This is a genomic window from Kocuria tytonicola, assembly GCF_003687455.1.
Classification (GTDB): domain Bacteria; phylum Actinomycetota; class Actinomycetes; order Actinomycetales; family Micrococcaceae; genus Kocuria; species Kocuria tytonicola.
The window spans coordinates 1-16145 of the sequence record NZ_PHOA01000055.1; the positions used below are offsets into that span (position 1 = coordinate 1).

The following is a 16145-nucleotide window of genomic DNA, read 5'->3' on the forward strand; positions in this document are numbered from 1 at the left end:
ACTCGTCGGCGCGGGCGGCGCCGCCCGCGACCACCAGACCGGTGACCGCGCCGCCCGCGCCGACGAGTCCGCCGCCGAGCTCGTGGTCGATGCCGTCCACGGCGCCCTGGACCACACCGTTCCAGTCGTGGCTGCGCAGGGGGGAGTCGATGTGCTCGTCGTAGATGCGCTGCTGCTCCGCGGTCGAGAGCGGTCCCTTGGGGCTGGCCACGAAACGTGCCTTGCCGGTCTCGGTGGCCACGGTGAGCAGGGCGTCGTTCGTCCCGAGACCGTTGGCCCGGGCGTACTGCTGCGTCCACTTGCCCGGGTCGGTGGGCTCCGTGAAGCGGTCCACGAAGACCACCGTCAGCGTGATGTGGTGCTTCTTCCCGAGCTCGCCGATGCTGCGGGTCAGTCCGGAGGTGTCGCCCAGGACGTTCGCCTGGTCCACGACCCGCGAGCCCGAGTCCACCGCCGAGGGGGGCTGCGCCGTCGCCACGGGCAGTGCCAGGAAGCAGGCCCCTGACAGGGCTGCGGCCGTGGCGGTGCGGCGCCACACGGTGCGTGAACTCATGGTCCTCGTTCCCTCGATGTCGGCCCGGCGAATGACGTCCCGGGCAGTGCTGCTCCACAGGATGCCGTGCGTAGCCCAGAATACGCTGTGCGTCCTGTGGGGTCACTCACTCCTGCAGCTCCCCGAAAACCGTCAGTGGACTCCCAGCAAGAGAGCTGTTCTCTCAGCCCCACCCCAGAGGAACGGGGCATACTTGAGCCCCGGACCAGGTCGGCGCCCACCGCCGGCACCAGAGGTTGACAAGGAGAGACCATGGCTGATTCCCGCGATCCTCGCACCGGGGGAGATCCCCAGCACCCCGTCCCCGGGGGACACGGCTCTGCGGCGGACGGCACCGGCGCCGACTCCGTCGGCGGGTCGTCGTGGCAGGCCCGCGACACCCGGCCCATGCCGCCTGCGGGACACGGAACTGCGGGGTACGACGCCGCGGGGTCCGCTCGGGAAGGTGCGCGGTTCGACCAGGGGCAGGCCGCCGGGCGGGACCCCTACTACGGGGTCCAGGGCGGTGGCGCGGACCAGGGAGGCTACGGGGCTACACCCTACGAGGGCACGGGCTCCTTCACCGGGGCGGGCCACGGCTACGGGGTCGCGGGGGACGGCGGCGCCCAGCCCCCGTACTCGGGTGGACCCGGGTACGAGGGGCACCCCGAGGGCTCCTACCCCCAGGAGGACGGGACGGCTGCAGCGCCGAAGCGGAGGTTCGGTGCGGGCACCATGATCGCGGGGATGGCGCTCGCCGGACTGCTCGGAGCGGGAGTGGCCGTGGGCACGGGCGCCGTGGGCGCGGACGGCGGGGCCTCGGGAGGCACGAACAGCTCTCCGGTGATCGTCAACGACACGGACTCCGTCAACGAGATCACCGGCGCCACCCAGAAGGCCTCGCCCTCGGTGGTCACCATCTCCGCGACCGCAGGCAGCCAGGCCGGCACCGGTTCCGGGGTGATCCTCGACGACCAGGGCCACATTCTCACCAACACGCACGTGGTGACCCTGGACGGCGCCACCTCGGACGCCAAGCTCGAGGTCCAGACCGCGGACGGCTCCGTGCGCAAGGCCACCGTGGTGGGCACGGACCCGGAGTCGGACCTCGCCGTCATCACGGTGGACCCGAGTGGGCTCACCCCCGCGGAGTTCGGCGACTCCGGCAAGCTCAACGTGGGGGACGCCGCCATTGCGATCGGGGCGCCCCTGGGGCTGAGCGGAACCGTCACGGACGGCATCGTCTCCACGCTGAACCGCACCATTGCCGTGGCATCCTCCGCGGCGCAGGACACCCCGGAGGACACCCAGCGCAGCCCCGGCGGTCCGCAGGACTTCTTCTTCAACTTCCCGGACAACGGGCAGTCCGGTTCCCAGTCCGCGAAGTCCAGCGTCTACCTCAACGTGCTCCAGACCGATGCCGCGATCAACCCCGGCAACTCCGGCGGCGCGCTCGTGAACGCGCAGGGCCAGGTGATCGGGATCAACGTGGCGATTGCGTCCGCGGGAGGCTCGTCCGGCGAGTCCTCCGCCTCCGGGAACATCGGGGTGGGCTTCTCGATTCCGGCCAACACCGCGAAGCGGGTGGCGGACGAGATCATCAAGGACGGCAAGGCCAGCCACGGCTACCTGGGGGCCTCGGTCTCCGGATACACCCCCTCGGGGGCGAACTCCGAGACGTTCTCCGCGGGCGCCAAGGTGCGCTCGGTGGAGTCGGGCTCTCCGGCCGAGGACGCCGGTCTGAAGGCGAACGACGTGGTCACGAAGTTCAACGGCAAGCCGATCACGGACGCGGACGCCCTCACGGCGGGCGTGCGGGAGCTCGGTGCCGGGTCGAAAGCCGAGATCACCTACCAGCGGGACGGCGACGAGCGCACCGCCACGGTCACCGTGGGCAACGCGGCGGACCACAAGAAGTAAGCTGCCGTCCCGCGCGGTGGCGCCAGAGGTGCCACCGCGCGGGAGGTGCCGTCCCCGGGCGGGCCCCGAGCGGCGTCGTCCCAGGCAGCGGCAGCGCTCAGAGACCCCGGGGGAAGTCCAGCTGGCGCCACGCCTCGTAGAGCGCGATCGACGCCGCGTTGGCCAGGTTGAGGGAGCGGCGCCCCTCGAGCATGGGGATGCGCACGCGCTCGTCCACGTGCGGGTCCGCGAGCACTTCGTCCGGCAGGCCCGTGGACTCCCGCCCGAAGAGCAGCACGTCCCCGTCCCGGTAGGACACGTCCGTGTGCCGGGTTTGGGAGCGGGACGTGAACGCGATGACCCGGGCGTCCCCGAGCTTTTCCCACAGGTCCTCGACCGAGGGGTGCACGTCCATCACGGCGAGGTCGTGGTAGTCGAGGCCCGCGCGGCGCAGGTGCGCGTCCGAGAAGTCGAAGCCCAGCGGCTCCACCAGGTGCAGGCGGGCACCCGTGCACGCGGCCAGACGGATGGCGTTGCCCGTGTTGCCCGGGATCTCAGGGGTGTGGAAGACGAAGTGGAGCATGGGTGCGAGTCTAGGCCCGCCCCGCGCGTCGGAGCCGTTCGTAGAATGGGGCCATGCCCACACCCCGCGTCTACCTGGACCACGCCGCGACCACCGACATGCTCCCCGAGGCCGTCGAGGCCTACGTGGACCAGACGCGGCGGGGCGGGAACCCCGCGTCCCTGCACGCCGCCGGGCGCTCGGCCCGCATGGCCCTGGAAACCGGCCGGGACGCGGTGGCCGCGGCGCTGAACGCCGAACCGGTGGAGGTCATCCTCACCTCGGGAGGCACCGAGGCGGACAACATGGCGGTGCTCGGCCTCTACCGAGCCGCACGACAGGCGGACCCGCGCCGGAAGGTCATCGCGCTGTCCACCGTGGAGCACCACGCGGTCACGGAGGCCGCGGAGTGGCTCGAGTCCCACGAGGGCGCCGAACTCGTCTGGCTCCCCGTGGCTGGTGACGGTCGCGTGGACCCGCACCACCTCGCGCGCCTGCTCGCGGAGCGCCCGGGGGAGACCGCCCTGGTCACCGTCATGTGGGCCAACAACGAGGTGGGTACCGTCCAGCCGGTGCGGGAGCTCGGGGCGCTGTGCCACGAGGCCGGGGTCGCCCTCCACGTGGACGCCGTGCAGGCGTTCTGCACCGTTCCGATGGACGCCCACCTGCCCGGCATCAGCACCCTCGCGGTCTCCGCCCACAAGCTGGGCGGGCCCATGGGTGTGGGGGCCCTCTACGCCCCGCGCACGGTGAAGCTGTCTGCCACGAGCTTCGGTGGGGGGCAGGAGCGCGGTGTGCGCTCCGGAACGGTCAACGCCGCCGGGGCGGCCGCGTTCGGCGCGGCGGTCGAGGTGGCCCGGCGCGACGCCCGGTCCGAGTTCCTGCGCCGCGCCGCCCTGCGGGACACGCTCGTGGCGGGCATCCGTGAGCGGGTGCCCGGTGCCGTCCTGCGCGGCCCCGAGCCCGGCACGCCCGAGGCGGAGTGGGAGCAGCCCACCCGGCTGCCGGGCAACGCCCACTTCACGTTCCCCGGCTGCGAAGGGGACTCCATGCTCTTCCTGTTCGACGCCGCGGGGGTGGCCCTGTCCACCGGCTCCGCGTGCAGCGCGGGGGTGCCGCGCGCCTCCCACGTGCTGCTGGCCATGGGGTTGGACGAGGAGACCGCCCGCGGCGCGCAGCGCTTCTCCCTGGGCCGCTCGAGCACGGCCGAGGACGTGGCCGTGGTGCTCGACGTCGTCACGGACGTCCACGCCCGGGCCCGGGCCGCGGGGCTCTCCGGCCACGTGCCGGGGTTCTCCTCCTGACCGGTGGCGCCCCGGGTGCGGGGAATAGGGGTTCACGGCAGGACGTTGTGACCACGATCCGGAACTCTCCACGAAAGGAACCCTGTGCGCGTACTGGCAGCGATGAGCGGCGGTGTGGACTCGGCGGTGGCCGCGGCCCGCGCGGTGGACGCCGGGCACGACGTCACCGGGGTGCACCTGGCCCTGTCCCGGACCCCGGGGACGCTGCGCACGGGCGCCCGCGGCTGCTGCACCATCGAGGACTCCCGTGACGCCTGGCGCGCCGCGGAGAAGCTCGGCATCCCCTACTACGTGTGGGACTTCTCGGAGCGCTTCCAGGCGGACGTGGTGGACGACTTCGTGGCCGAGTACGCCGCGGGCCGCACCCCGAACCCGTGCATGCGCTGCAACGAGAAGATCAAGTTCGCGGCGCTGCTCGAGAAGGCGCTGGCCCTGGGGTTCGACGCCGTGTGCACGGGCCACTACGCCAAGGTGGTGGAGGACGCGGACGGCCACAAGGAGCTGCACCGCGCCGCGGACTGGGCGAAGGACCAGTCCTACGTGCTGGGCGTGCTCACCGCGGAGCAGCTGGAGCACGCGATCTTCCCGCTGGCGGAGACCCCGTCCAAGGCCCAGGTCCGCGCGGAGGCCGAGGAGCGGGGGCTGTCCGTGGCCTCGAAGCCGGATTCCCACGACATCTGCTTCATCCCGGACGGCGACACCCGCGGCTGGCTCGCGGACCACATGGAGCTGGAGCCCGGACGGATCGTGGACACCGAGGGCCACGAGCTCGGGGAGCACCGCGGTGCGCAGGCCTACACGGTGGGCCAGCGCCGGGGCCTGCACATCGGCCGTCCGGCTCCGGACGGCAAGCCGCGATTCGTGCTGGAGATCCGCCCCAAGACCAACGAGGTGGTGGTGGGCCCGGAGCAGCTGCTCGCGATCGACCTCATGGAGGGCATCCGCCCTTCGTGGGCGGGTCTGCCACCCCGCGAGGTCACGGACCTGGGAGACGCCGACGGCCGCTCGGAGGACTTCCCCGTGACGGTGCAGGTGCGCGCACACGGCGATCCCGCCCCCGCGCGGGCCTGGCTCACCCGGGAGAACGGGGAGGCGCGGCTGCACATCCGGTTGGAGGAGTCCCAGCGGGGCGTGGCCCCGGGCCAGACCATGGTGCTCTACCAGGGCACGCGTGTCCTGGGCCAGGCCACGATCGACGCTGCCCGCGCGGACCGGGCCACCGCAGCACCCGCCCGCTGACCGGCACCGCGCGCTCCGGCGTGCCCGTTTACAGTGGAGGGCATGACGCCAGCCACCGATCCCGCCGACCACGCGCCCGTCGACCCCACCGCGAGCTCCGCGGCCCGTGACGCCACGGAGACCGCCCTCGAACGGCTCGGCGAGATCCGCGGCACCATCGACAACATCGACGCCGCGCTGATCCACCTGCTCGCCGAGCGCTTCAAGGCCACGCAGCGCGTGGGCAGGCTCAAGGCCGAGAACGACCTCCCGCCCTCGGACCCCGAGCGGGAGAAGGCCCAGATCCAGCGGCTGCGCCACCTCGCGGAGGCCGCGCACCTCGACCCCGAGTTCGCGGAGAAGTTCCTGACGTTCATCATCAGCGAGGTGATCCGCCACCACGAGGCCATCTCCGAGGACCACCAGCGGGCCGCGGACGCATGAGCGGCTTCGCCGACCACGCGGTCACCGCCACCCTGACCCGCCCGCTGCGCGGCACCGACCTCCCGGAGACCTTCCGGGTGCTGCGCGGTGAGCTCGGGGCGCCCCACCTCAGCGCCGTGCCGCTGCTGCCGGAGCGCGGTCCGCACGCGGAGCTCGCCGCGCGGACGTGCGCGGTGCTGGAGGAGCTGCACGCGGACCGCCAGCCCCACGGCTGGCGGGTCAGCAGCGTCCCCGGGGACGACTCCCGCCGGGCCCGTGCGCTGCTGGCCGGGGACCTCAACATGGTCGCGGACGTCCTGGGTGCCGAATCCGGCGCGGACACGGGTCCGGTGGTGGTCTCCCTGCTCGGCCCGGTCTCGCTCGCCGCCACGGTGCACGTGCGCAACGGGGAGAAGCTGCAGTCCGACCCGGGGGCACGCCGGGACCTCACCCAGTCCTGGTGCGCCGGGATGCCCGGGCTCCGTGCGGCGCTGCGGCGCAACACCGACGGGCGGGGCACGGTGCTCGTCCTGCACGAGCCGGAGCTGGACCGTGTGCTCGGCGGCCGGATCCCCACCGCGAGCGGCTACCGCACCCTGCGCGCGCTGCCCCGCCACGAGGTGCGCACAGCACTCACGGAAGCCGTCCGCGCGGCACGCTCCGCCGGCGCGGTGGCCGTGGCGCTGGATGCCGGTCCCGCCGACCCCCGGTGGGCCCGGGACGTGGGGGCCGACGCCACCGTGCTTCCCGTCCCCGACGGCCCCACCGCGCAGTGGGAGCCTCTGGCGGCCCTGCACGAGGCGGGTGTGGGCCTGTGCTTCGACTCCGCGGCCGTGACCGGTCGCACCCCTGTGCGGGCCGGCGTGGAGCGGATCGTGCGGCCGTGGAGCGAGCTGGGCATGGACCCGGCGGCACTGCTGGGAACGGGCCTGGCGCCGTCGGCGGAGATCTCCGGTCTGACCCCGCCCGAGCTGCCCGCGGCGCTCGCGCGGGTGACGCAGCTGTGCGGCGCGCTCACGGACGTGTGCAACGAGGCGTGAGCCCGGACAGGCCGTAGAATCGGGCGGAGGACGCGGGGCGTCGGCCGCGGCCCGCTCCCGGAGATGGACACGAGGGCGAGAGCGGGGTCATGAAGGCAAGAATTCTGGTGGTGGACGACGACGCCGCGTTGTCCGAGATGATCGGCATCATCCTGGCCTCGGAGGACTTCGAGCCGGTGTACTGCTACGACGGCGCGAGCGCCCGCGAGGTGTTCCGCGCCTGCGAGCCGGACGTGATCCTGCTGGACCTCATGCTGCCCGGGATGGACGGCATCCAGGTGTGCCAGCAGATCCGCGCGGAGTCGGACGTGCCCATCGTGATGCTGACCGCCAAGTCCGACACCGCGGACGTGGTGCGCGGGCTCGAGGCCGGCGCGGACGACTACGTCCCCAAGCCCTTCAAGCCCGCCGAGCTCGTAGCGCGGGTCAAGGCCCGGCTGCGTCCCACGGACCGCGGTGCCACGCAGGAGATCACCCTCGGTGACATCGTCATCGACGTCACCGGCCACACCGTCACCCGGGGCGACGAGGAGATCTCCCTGACGCCCCTGGAGTTCGACCTGCTGGCCACCCTCGCGCGCTCGCCGCACCAGGTGTTCAGCCGTGACGAGCTGCTGCGGGACGTGTGGGGCTACCCGCACGCGGCGGACAACCGCCTGGTCAATGTGCACGTGCAGCGGCTGCGCTCCAAGGTGGAACGCGATCCCGAGAACCCCGAAGTGGTGCTGACGGTGCGCGGCATCGGCTACAAAGCCGGCGGACACCCGCACAAATGACGCCCGCCCCGGCGCGCCTCCCGGCGAAGACCTCGGCCACGCGCCGTCGCCCCAAACGGTTCCGCAGGCTCCGGCTGGGGCGCCGGGTGCTGTTCCGCCGGTGGCGGCAGTCCCTGCAGTTCCGCGCCATCGCCGTGGCGCTCACGCTCACGTCCGTGGCGTTCCTCGCCACGGGAAGCTTCCTCTCCCACCAGATCGCGGACCGGCTGTTCACGGACCGGCTGAACCAGGTGCTGGAGGAGGCGCGCACCGACATCGACACCGCCCAGGCGAGCTTCGACGCCTCGGACGCCTCGGACCGCACCGAGGTGCAGGCGCTCATCAACTCCACCCTCGGCAGCCTGAGCCAGGACACCGGCTCCACGGACCACCGCTGGATCCTCATCCCCCTGGACCAGGGGCCGGGCCAGTCCTTCGTGGGTGTCCAGAGCGAGAGCTCCTGGATGACGTCCGCCACCGTGCCGCAGCAGCTGCAGCAGCGCGTGGCCAGCGCGGACGGCACCTACTGGCAGCCCGCCTCCGCGCGCATGACGGAGAACGGTCCCGAGCAGCCCGTGATCGTGATCGGGGACGTGGTCCAGCTCAACCAGAACTCCCGCTACGGGCTCTACTTCGTGTACGACTTCTCCGACCCGCAGGCCACCCTGGACTCCATCCACGCGGTGCTGCTGCTGTCCATGGTGGCGCTACTGCTGCTCGTGGGCACGATCGTCTGGTACGTCACCCGTGAGGTGGTGCGCCCGGTCTCCAACACCGCACGCGTCTCGCAGCGGCTGTCCGAGGGGGACCTGGACGTGCGCATGCAGGTGCGCGGCACCAACGAGGTCGCCCGGCTGTCCCGCTCGTTCAACCGGATGGCGGACTCCATCCAGACCCAGATCACCCAGCTCGAGCAGCTCTCCTCGATGCAGCAGACGTTCGTCTCGGACGTCTCCCACGAGCTGCGCACCCCGCTGACCACCGTGAAGATGGCGGCGGAGGTGCTCTACAACGCGCGCGAGGACTTCGACCCCGTGAACCGCCGCTCCGCCGAGCTGCTGCACAACCAGGTGGACCGCTTCGACTCCATGCTCTCGGACCTGCTGGAGATCTCCCGGTTCGACGCCGGTGCCGCGCGCCTGGACATGGCCTCCACGGACATCTTCACGGTGATCTACGACGTGGTGGAGGCCGCGGCACCCCTGGTGGTCACGTGCGGTTCGGAGCTCACGGTGCGCTCCACGCTCACGCGCTGCGTGGTGCAGATGGACCAGCGCCGCATCGACCGCATCCTGCGCAACCTGGTGACCAACGCGCTGGAGCACGGCGAGTCCAAACCGGTGGACATCTACGTGGCGGCCAACGAGAACTGCGTGGCGGTCGCGGTGCGGGACTACGGCATCGGCATGGACGAGGAGCAGGTCACCAAGGTCTTCAACCGGTTCTGGCGCGGGGACCCTGCCCGGGCGCGCACCGTGGGCGGCACCGGGCTGGGACTCGCGATCGCCACGGAGGACACCCGGCTGCACGGCGGGCGCCTGGAGGTCTGGGCCGAGCCGGACAACGGCGCGTGCTTCCGGCTCACCCTGCCGCTGCTGCGCACCCAGCCCCTGGACCCGGAGCTGCCCAATCCGCTGCCCTTGCCCCCGGCGGACCGGTTCACGGAGTCCACCGCCCGGGTCACGGACACGGGGTCCCTGCAGCTCACCGCCCCCGCAGTGGGCCCCACGGTGGAGCCCGACACCGGCCAGCTGCTCATCGCGTTCCCCGCACCCTCCGACGACGACGCCGCGAGGCCGGGTTCCGAGAGCGGGCGCACCCCGGCCTCGAGCGGGGACACCGCACAGCGGGAACCCGGGGCCGTGACGGCCGGCGGCGTCGTCGTGCCGGGGGAGACGAGCAGGGGGCAGACCGGGCCAACCGGGGGCACGCACACAGGGTCGAGCGCCGTGGTGCGCGGAGACGGGACGGAGAAGCCATGAGCGTCCGGAGGACCGCACCGAGCACGCGCGAGCTCCCGAGCACCACCGGGCCGGTCGCCTGCGGGGGAGCGCCCGTGCGGGGCGCGCGTGTGTGTTCGCGCCGCCTGACCGGTGCCGCGCTCGCGGTGGTCGTCGGGCTCGCCCTGACCGCGTGCGGGGCGATGCCCCGTTCGGGCCCGGTCCACAAGGTCGTCGAGCCCACGGAGCAGTCGCAGCAGAGCGACATGCCCTACAACCCCCAGGCCCCGCGGCGCGGTGCCTCCGCGCAGGAAGTGGTCGAGGGGTTCCTGGCGGCGGGCGTAGGAGCGCAGGACGACTACTCCGTGGCCCGCCAGTACCTCACCCCGCAGCTGGCCACCACGTGGAAGCCGGACGCGCGGGTGCTGATCCACTCGGGGGACCCCACCACGGTGCCGCGCCTGGACGAGGGCGAGTTCCGCACGAGCACCGAGGTCAGTGCCGAGCTGGGGCCCAACGGCGTGTTCACCGCGCAGCCCGAGGGCAGCACCCGGGTCCTGGACTTCGAGCTGACCTCTGTGGACGGGCAGTGGCGGATCTCCAAGGCCCCGGACGGGGTGCTGATCCCGGAGAAGGACTTCCCGCAGATCTTCTCCCCCGTGGAGCTCTACTACTACTCGGCGCAGGACGAGAAGAGCCTGGTCCCGGACCCGCGGTGGTTCGCCAAGCGACCCACCGCGTCCACCGCCGCGGTGCGGGCGCTCATGAGCGGCCCCGCGCCGTACCTGGGGGACGCCGTGGCGAGTGCCATCCCGCAGAGCGCCTCGTTGTCCCGGTCCTCGGTGCCCGTGTCGGGCGGCACGGCCGCGGTGGACCTGAGCGTCTCCGGCTACGACCCCGCGGACGTGGACCAGGCGCGCCGGATGGAGCAGCAGCTGCGCGCCACCCTGCGCTCCGTGCCCTCCGTGGAGGACATCAACCTCACCGTGAACGACGCACCCGTGGAGCCCACCGCCCGCAGCGGATCGGACCCCGTGCGCTCGATGACCGTGCCCAACCGGCAGATCGGGGTGTCCGACAACCGGCTGGCCTTCTACCAGGGTGGGCAGACCGAGCAGATCCCGGACATCACCCTTCCCGAGGGCGCCACCGTCACGAAACCCGGCATGGGCGCCGAGGCCACGAGCTTCGGGTTCGTGGACTCCGCGGACTCCTCGCTCTACACCGTGGCACCCGGCAAGCAGCCGCAGCGGCGCTGGTCCGGGAGCAGGCTGACCCGGCCGAGCTTCGACCCGCAGGGGTGGGTGTGGGGATCGGACCACTCCGGTACGGTGCGCACCGTGGAGGCCTCGTCCACGGGGGAGGGAACCACCGTCTCGGCGGACTGGCTGCGGGACAAGCACGTGGCCTCCCTGCGGATCTCCCGCGAGGGTGGGCGCGCCCTGCTGGTCACCACCGCCGAGAACTCCCCCCGGGCCACCATCTGGATCGCCGGTGTGGTGCGTGACGGATCGGGCAAGCCCGTGGAGCTCGAGAAGGGCAACGCCGTGGCGGCGGACGTGGACGTCAACACGGCCCAGTGGATCGGCTCGGACGAGTTCGTGACCACGGCCCTGGACCGGGACAGCAACGCCCAGCCCCGGCGCTACACGGTGGCCGGGCACTTCGATGACCTCCCCTCCCTCACGGGCGTGACCTCGATCGCCGGGGGCAACGGGCCTGCCGCCGTGTACGGCGCCTCGGACGGACGGCTCTACATGCTCACGGGCAGCTCGTGGGCGCTGCAGAGCGAGGACGTCACGGACACCTCCTTCGCCGGATGACACCGTGCGACCGGGGCTCCCCATGCGGTTCCCCGGCCGCACGGTCCCGGCCCGGCCGGGGTGGACTGGGCGCATGGCTCAGACACGCAGGTCACCGGTCGTGCGAATGCTCCGGGGGAGGGGGACTCCCGGCTGGGACCGCGCAGCGGCGCGGTGCACGGCCTGGTGGGCGCGGGCCCTGGAGCTCATCCTCCCCGTCTCGTGCGCGGTGTGCGGTGCCCCGGGGGCCACCCTGTGCAGCGCCTGCCGTCGGCTGCTGCGCCGGTCCACGGCCCGCCCCGCCGCCGTGGTCCCGCCCGGGCCGCTCGAGGACGCGGGGGTGAGGGTGCTCGTGGCCGGCGACTACGAGCACGAACTCGCCGCGGCACTGCTCGCCTACAAGAACGGCGGCCGGACAGATCTCGTGCCGGTCCTCGCGGCAGCGCTCTCGGGGGCCCTCGCGGCCACCGCCCGGGGCACGGCGTCGTCGGGCCCGCTGCACTGGGTGCCCGTCCCCACGAGTGCGCGCGCCAGGCGGCGTCGCTGGTTCGATCCCGTGGCCGTCCTGCTCGACGCCGCAGCACTTCCCTCCGGCTCCGCCGTGCGGCACGCGCTGCGCCACCGACCCCCGGTGCGTCGCACGGGGCACCCCGGCTCCCAGAAGTCCCGACGGCGCGCGGACCGGGTCCGTGCGATCCGCGGCACGATGCGCGCACGGGACGTCTCCGGACTGACCTGCGTGGTCGTGGACGACGTCCTCACCACGGGGGCCACCGCCGCCGAGGCCGTGCGGTGCCTGCGGGGCGCCGGCGCGGTGGTGCCCGCGGTGGTCACCCTCGCCGGGGTGCGGGCCCGGCGTTCACCACCGGAGAACGCACAGATGTCAGATCCCGTTGTCCGTGAATTCCCCCACAGTTTCCTCTAGCGTTGGACCACGGGAAGCATGGAAGGTGTCCCGTGCGGGAGAGCACCACCTCCCGCGCCATCCTCAAGATGTGGAGGGTCTCATGGAACTGAACATCCAAGGCCGCAACGTCACCCTGCCGGACCGATTCAAGGAATACGTCGAGGAGAAGAGCGAGCGCTTCCAGCAGCTCGGCGACAAGGTCCAATCCATCGAGGTCAAGGTCACCAAGGACAACGGCACCTCCGGCCACCAGGGCATGCGCGTGGAGATCACCGTGGTGGGCCGAGGGCCGGTGCTGCGGGCCGAGGCCCGCAACGACGACAAGTTCGCCGCGTTCGACGAGGCCTACGCCAAGCTCGTGGAGCAGCTGCGCCGCGCCCGGGACCGGCGCAAGGTCCACCGCGGCGGCCACCAGAAGCCCATCGCCGTGCACGAGGCCACGGGCTCGCTGCCCGTGGTGCCCTCCGGCTCCTTCGTGGGCTTCGCGAGCGAGCAGGAGCTCTCCGCGGCCGAGGACGAGGCCTTCAGCCCCGACTACCCGCTGAGCGACACCCCCACACCCGTGGAGATCCGCCGCAAGCGCTTCCCCGCCCACCAGATCACCGTGGACGAGGCCGTGGACCAGATGGAGCTCGTGGGGCACGACTTCTTCCTGTTCGTGGACAAGGAGACGCAGGAGCCGTCCGCCGTGTACCGCCGCAAGGGCTGGGAGTACGGAGTGATCAGCCTCAGCAACGACGGCCGCTCCGAGGAGGAGCGCACGCGGGCGTACCAGCCCGGTTCGCAGCAGGCCACCTCCTGACCGTTGCCGGGCGGCATCCCCGTCCGCCGAGTGGCCGCGGGCCCCGTGAGCACGGTGCGGGGCCCGCGGTCCTGCGCGGGGAGCGCCCAGACTCACTCACGTACACTGTTCGGCGGTGCACCCCCTCTCCTGTCCGGTGCCCGCCATTGATCTGGAGGAGCGAACACACGTGGCGTCATTCCTGGAAACCGTTCTTCGCACGGGGGACAAGCGCGTCCTGAAGCGGCTGAGGACGTACGCGGACGCCGTCAACAGCCTCGAGGACAGCTTCTCGGCACTCTCCGACGCCGAGCTGCGGGCGGAGACGGACGCGTTCCGGGAGCGCATCGCGGACGGCGAGTCCCTGGACCGGCTGCTGCCGGAGGCCTTCGCCGCCGTGCGGGAAGCCGCCTCGCGGACCCTCGGGCAGCGCCACTTCGACGTGCAGATCATGGGCGGTGCGGCCCTGCACCTGGGCCACATCGCGGAGATGAAGACCGGTGAGGGCAAGACCCTCGTGGCCACCGCCCCCGCCTACCTCAACGCCCTGGCGGGCAAGGGCGTGCACGTCGTCACCGTGAACGACTACCTCGCCGAGTACCAGGCCAACCTCATGGGCCGCGTGTACCGCTTCCTGGGGCTGGAGACCGGTGTGATCCTGGGCGGTCAGGACCCGGCGCAGCGGCGCGAGCAGTACGCCGCTGACATCACCTACGGCACCAACAACGAGTTCGGCTTCGACTACCTGCGCGACAACATGGCGTGGACCAAGGACGAGCTCGTGCAGCGCGGGCACAACTTCGCCATCGTGGACGAAGTGGACTCCATCCTCATCGACGAGGCGCGCACACCGCTCATCATCTCCGGGCCGGCGTCCGGCGAGGCCAACCGGTGGTACCGCGAGTTCGCCACGGTGGTCAAGAAGCTGCAGCCCGAGACCGACTACGAGGTGGACGAGAAGAAGCGCACCGTGGGTGTGCTCGAACCCGGCATCGAGAAGGTCGAGGACTGGCTCGGCATCGACAACCTCTACGAGTCCCACAACACGCCCCTCATCGGGTTCCTCAACAACGCGATCAAGGCCAAGGAGCTGTTCCGGGGCAACAAGGACTACATCGTCGCGGACGGCGAGGTGAAGATCGTGGACGAGCACACCGGCCGCGTGCTCGCCGGGCGCCGCTACAACGAGGGCGTCCACCAGGCCATCGAGGCCAAGGAGGGCGTGGAGATCAAGCCCGAGAACCAGACGATGGCCACGATCACCCTGCAGAACTACTTCCGCCTCTACGACAAGCTCTCCGGCATGACGGGCACGGCGCAGACCGAGGCCGCGGAGTTCATGAACACGTACGAGATCGGTGTGGTGGCCATTCCGCCGCACCGCGGCATCGCCCGCGAGGACAAGCGGGACGTGGTCTACAAGAACGAGGCCACCAAGTACGCCGCGGTGGTGCGGGACATCGAGGAGCGCCACGCGAAGGGCCAGCCGGTCCTGGTGGGCACCGCGTCCGTGGAGAAGTCCGAGTACCTCTCCAAGCTGCTGGCCAAGCGCGGTGTGCGCCACGAGGTGCTCAACGCCAAGAACCACGCCCGCGAGGCGGCGATCGTCGCGCAGGCCGGGCGCAAGGGTGCCGTCACCGTGGCCACCAACATGGCCGGTCGCGGCACGGACATCATGCTCGGTGGCAACGCCGAGTTCAACGCCGTGGAGAAGATGGCCGAGCTGGGCCTGGACCCGGAGCGGGACGCGGAGGAGTACGAGGCCCGCTGGCCCGAGGTGCTCGAGGCGTGCGAGGAGGCCACCCGCACCGAGCACGACGAGGTGCTGGAGGCCGGAGGGCTGTACGTGCTCGGCACGGAGCGCCACGAGTCCCGGCGCATCGACAACCAGCTCCGCGGGCGCTCCGGGCGCCAGGGGGATCCCGGGGAGTCCCGGTTCTACCTGTCGCTCTCCGACGACCTCATGCGTCTGTTCAACCCGGGTGCCGCCCAGCGGCTCATGGCGATCGCCCCGGACGACGTCCCCGTGACGGGCCGGCTCATCACCTCCGGCATCGCGAACGCCCAGAACCAGGTGGAGGGCCGCAACGCCGAGCAGCGCAAGAACGTGCTCAAGTACGACGACGTCCTGAACCGGCAGCGCGAGGTCATCTACAGGGACCGCAAGCGGATTCTCATGGGCGACGACATCGAGGAGCAGATCCAGCAGTTCACCGAGGAGGTCATCACCTCCACCATCCTGGACCGCACCCGCACGGGTCACCCCGAGGACTGGGACCTGGACGCGCTGTGGGACGCCCTGCGGGCCATCTACCCGGTGTCCCTGACCCCGGACGAGGTCGTGGCGGAGGCCGGCGGCAGGCCGCGGCTGAGCTCGGACTTCCTGCAGGAGCAGATCCTCTCGGACGCGAAGGTCACCTACCAGGAGCGTGAGGAGCAGCTCGGCCCGGAGGCCATGCGCAACCTCGAGCGCCGTGTGCTGCTCTCGGTGATCGGTCAGCGCTGGCCCGAGCACCTCTACGAGATGGACTACCTCAAGGAGGGCATCGGGCTGCGGGCCATGGCCCAGCGGGACCCGTTGGTGGAGTACCAGCGAGAGGGCCACGCCATGTTCCAGGACATGATGGCCGCCATCCGGGAGCAGACCGTGGTCACGCTGTTCAACCTGGAGGTTCGCACGCAGCGCACGGGCGAGGGGGGCGGCGCGGTGGAGCTCACCACGCCCCAGCGGCCCGCGTTCCTGCGGTACACGGCGCCGAACGAGGACGGCGAGCCGGAGGCCGCGGCCGAAACGGACGCGGCGTCGTCGGACCCCGCGACGGGGTCGGCGCTGGCTTCGGCGGACGGCGGGGCGGAGGCCACCGGTGATCCCGGAACAGCCGACGTCGAGGGTGCCGGCGGAAACCGGGCGCAGCGTCGTGGCACGTCCCGCAGGAGCGGTTCCAGGGCCCGCCGCAAGCGCGGCTGACGCGAACTGCCGTG

The 16145-nt window shown here is 72.0% G+C and carries 13 protein-coding genes; 11 read left to right on the forward strand and 2 right to left on the reverse strand.

Going from position 1 to position 16145, the window contains the following annotated elements; all coding sequences use genetic code 11:
* On the reverse strand, positions 1-553 hold a 553-nt coding region (locus tag CWC38_RS07355; RefSeq protein WP_133306236.1), incomplete at its 3' end, for a TPM domain-containing protein.
* A gap of 252 nt (positions 554-805) precedes the next feature.
* On the opposite strand from CWC38_RS07355, the gene CWC38_RS07360 reads away from it, so the two are divergent.
* Positions 806-2452 (forward strand): S1C family serine protease, encoded by a 1647-nt coding sequence (locus CWC38_RS07360; RefSeq protein WP_121846147.1) that lies wholly within the window; start codon positions 806-808, stop codon positions 2450-2452.
* Between the two features lie 97 nt (positions 2453-2549).
* Here the strand turns inward: CWC38_RS07360 and CWC38_RS07365 are convergent, their stop codons facing one another.
* Positions 2550-3014, reverse strand: a complete 465-nt coding sequence (locus tag CWC38_RS07365; protein WP_121846148.1) for a tRNA (cytidine(34)-2'-O)-methyltransferase — start codon at positions 3012-3014, stop codon at positions 2550-2552.
* A 53-nt stretch (positions 3015-3067) separates the two neighbouring features.
* Here CWC38_RS07365 and CWC38_RS07370 point away from each other — a divergent pair, with 53 nt between their 5' ends.
* From CWC38_RS07370 to secA, 10 genes are all read left to right on the forward strand, one after another.
* Complete coding sequence (locus CWC38_RS07370) at positions 3068-4297, forward strand: cysteine desulfurase family protein (RefSeq protein WP_121846149.1); 1230 nt, start codon at positions 3068-3070, stop codon at positions 4295-4297.
* A gap of 84 nt (positions 4298-4381) precedes the next feature.
* Positions 4382-5536, forward strand: coding sequence for a tRNA 2-thiouridine(34) synthase MnmA (gene mnmA / locus CWC38_RS07375; RefSeq protein ID WP_121846150.1), 1155 nt, complete (start codon positions 4382-4384; stop codon positions 5534-5536).
* Between the two features lie 42 nt (positions 5537-5578).
* Complete coding sequence (locus tag CWC38_RS07380; protein WP_121846151.1) at positions 5579-5959, forward strand: chorismate mutase; 381 nt, start codon at positions 5579-5581, stop codon at positions 5957-5959.
* Positions 5956-6978: a hypothetical protein gene (locus CWC38_RS07385; RefSeq protein ID WP_121846152.1), complete on the forward strand. Its 1023-nt coding sequence runs from the start codon at positions 5956-5958 to the stop codon at positions 6976-6978. The genes CWC38_RS07380 and CWC38_RS07385 overlap by 4 nt, the downstream gene beginning before the upstream one ends.
* Before the next feature lie 89 nt (positions 6979-7067).
* Entirely contained in the window at positions 7068-7754 is a 687-nt protein-coding gene (mtrA, locus tag CWC38_RS07390) for an MtrAB system response regulator MtrA (RefSeq protein ID WP_121846153.1), read from the forward strand.
* Positions 7751-9715, forward strand: a complete 1965-nt coding sequence (gene mtrB / locus CWC38_RS07395) for an MtrAB system histidine kinase MtrB (RefSeq protein ID WP_240625140.1) — start codon at positions 7751-7753, stop codon at positions 9713-9715. Before mtrA ends, mtrB begins: the two co-directional genes overlap by 4 nt.
* Entirely contained in the window at positions 9712-11496 is a 1785-nt protein-coding gene (locus CWC38_RS07400; RefSeq protein ID WP_240625142.1) for an LpqB family beta-propeller domain-containing protein, read from the forward strand. The genes mtrB and CWC38_RS07400 overlap by 4 nt, the downstream gene beginning before the upstream one ends.
* Positions 11497-11569: 73 nt before the next feature.
* The gene (locus CWC38_RS07405) at positions 11570-12400 is read left to right on the forward strand and encodes a ComF family protein (RefSeq protein ID WP_121846154.1); all 831 of its coding nucleotides are present in this window, start codon (positions 11570-11572) and stop codon (positions 12398-12400) included.
* Positions 12401-12482: 82 nt separating this feature from the next.
* The gene (gene hpf / locus CWC38_RS07410) at positions 12483-13184 is read left to right on the forward strand and encodes a ribosome hibernation-promoting factor, HPF/YfiA family (RefSeq protein WP_121846155.1); all 702 of its coding nucleotides are present in this window, start codon (positions 12483-12485) and stop codon (positions 13182-13184) included.
* A gap of 169 nt (positions 13185-13353) precedes the next feature.
* Positions 13354-16131 (forward strand): preprotein translocase subunit SecA, encoded by a 2778-nt coding sequence (gene secA, locus CWC38_RS07415; protein WP_121846156.1) that lies wholly within the window; start codon positions 13354-13356, stop codon positions 16129-16131.
* The last annotated feature ends 14 nt before the right edge of the window (positions 16132-16145 follow it).

Excerpts from the sequence above, each read along its gene's own strand:
- CWC38_RS07360 (WP_121846147.1), top strand. The coding sequence starts at position 806 with ATGGCTGATTCCCGCGATCCTCGCACCGGGGGAGATCCCCAGCACCCC.
- mtrA (WP_121846153.1), top strand. The coding sequence starts at position 7,068 with ATGAAGGCAAGAATTCTGGTGGTGGACGACGACGCCGCGTTGTCCGAG.
- CWC38_RS07370 (WP_121846149.1), top strand. The coding sequence starts at position 3,068 with ATGCCCACACCCCGCGTCTACCTGGACCACGCCGCGACCACCGACATG.
- CWC38_RS07405 (WP_121846154.1), top strand. The coding sequence starts at position 11,570 with ATGGCTCAGACACGCAGGTCACCGGTCGTGCGAATGCTCCGGGGGAGG.
- mtrB (WP_240625140.1), top strand. The coding sequence starts at position 7,751 with ATGACGCCCGCCCCGGCGCGCCTCCCGGCGAAGACCTCGGCCACGCGC.
- CWC38_RS07385 (WP_121846152.1), top strand. The coding sequence starts at position 5,956 with ATGAGCGGCTTCGCCGACCACGCGGTCACCGCCACCCTGACCCGCCCG.
- hpf (WP_121846155.1), top strand. The coding sequence starts at position 12,483 with ATGGAACTGAACATCCAAGGCCGCAACGTCACCCTGCCGGACCGATTC.
- CWC38_RS07380 (WP_121846151.1), top strand. The coding sequence starts at position 5,579 with ATGACGCCAGCCACCGATCCCGCCGACCACGCGCCCGTCGACCCCACC.
- CWC38_RS07400 (WP_240625142.1), top strand. The coding sequence starts at position 9,712 with ATGAGCGTCCGGAGGACCGCACCGAGCACGCGCGAGCTCCCGAGCACC.
- CWC38_RS07365 (WP_121846148.1), bottom strand. The coding sequence starts at position 3,014 with ATGCTCCACTTCGTCTTCCACACCCCTGAGATCCCGGGCAACACGGGC.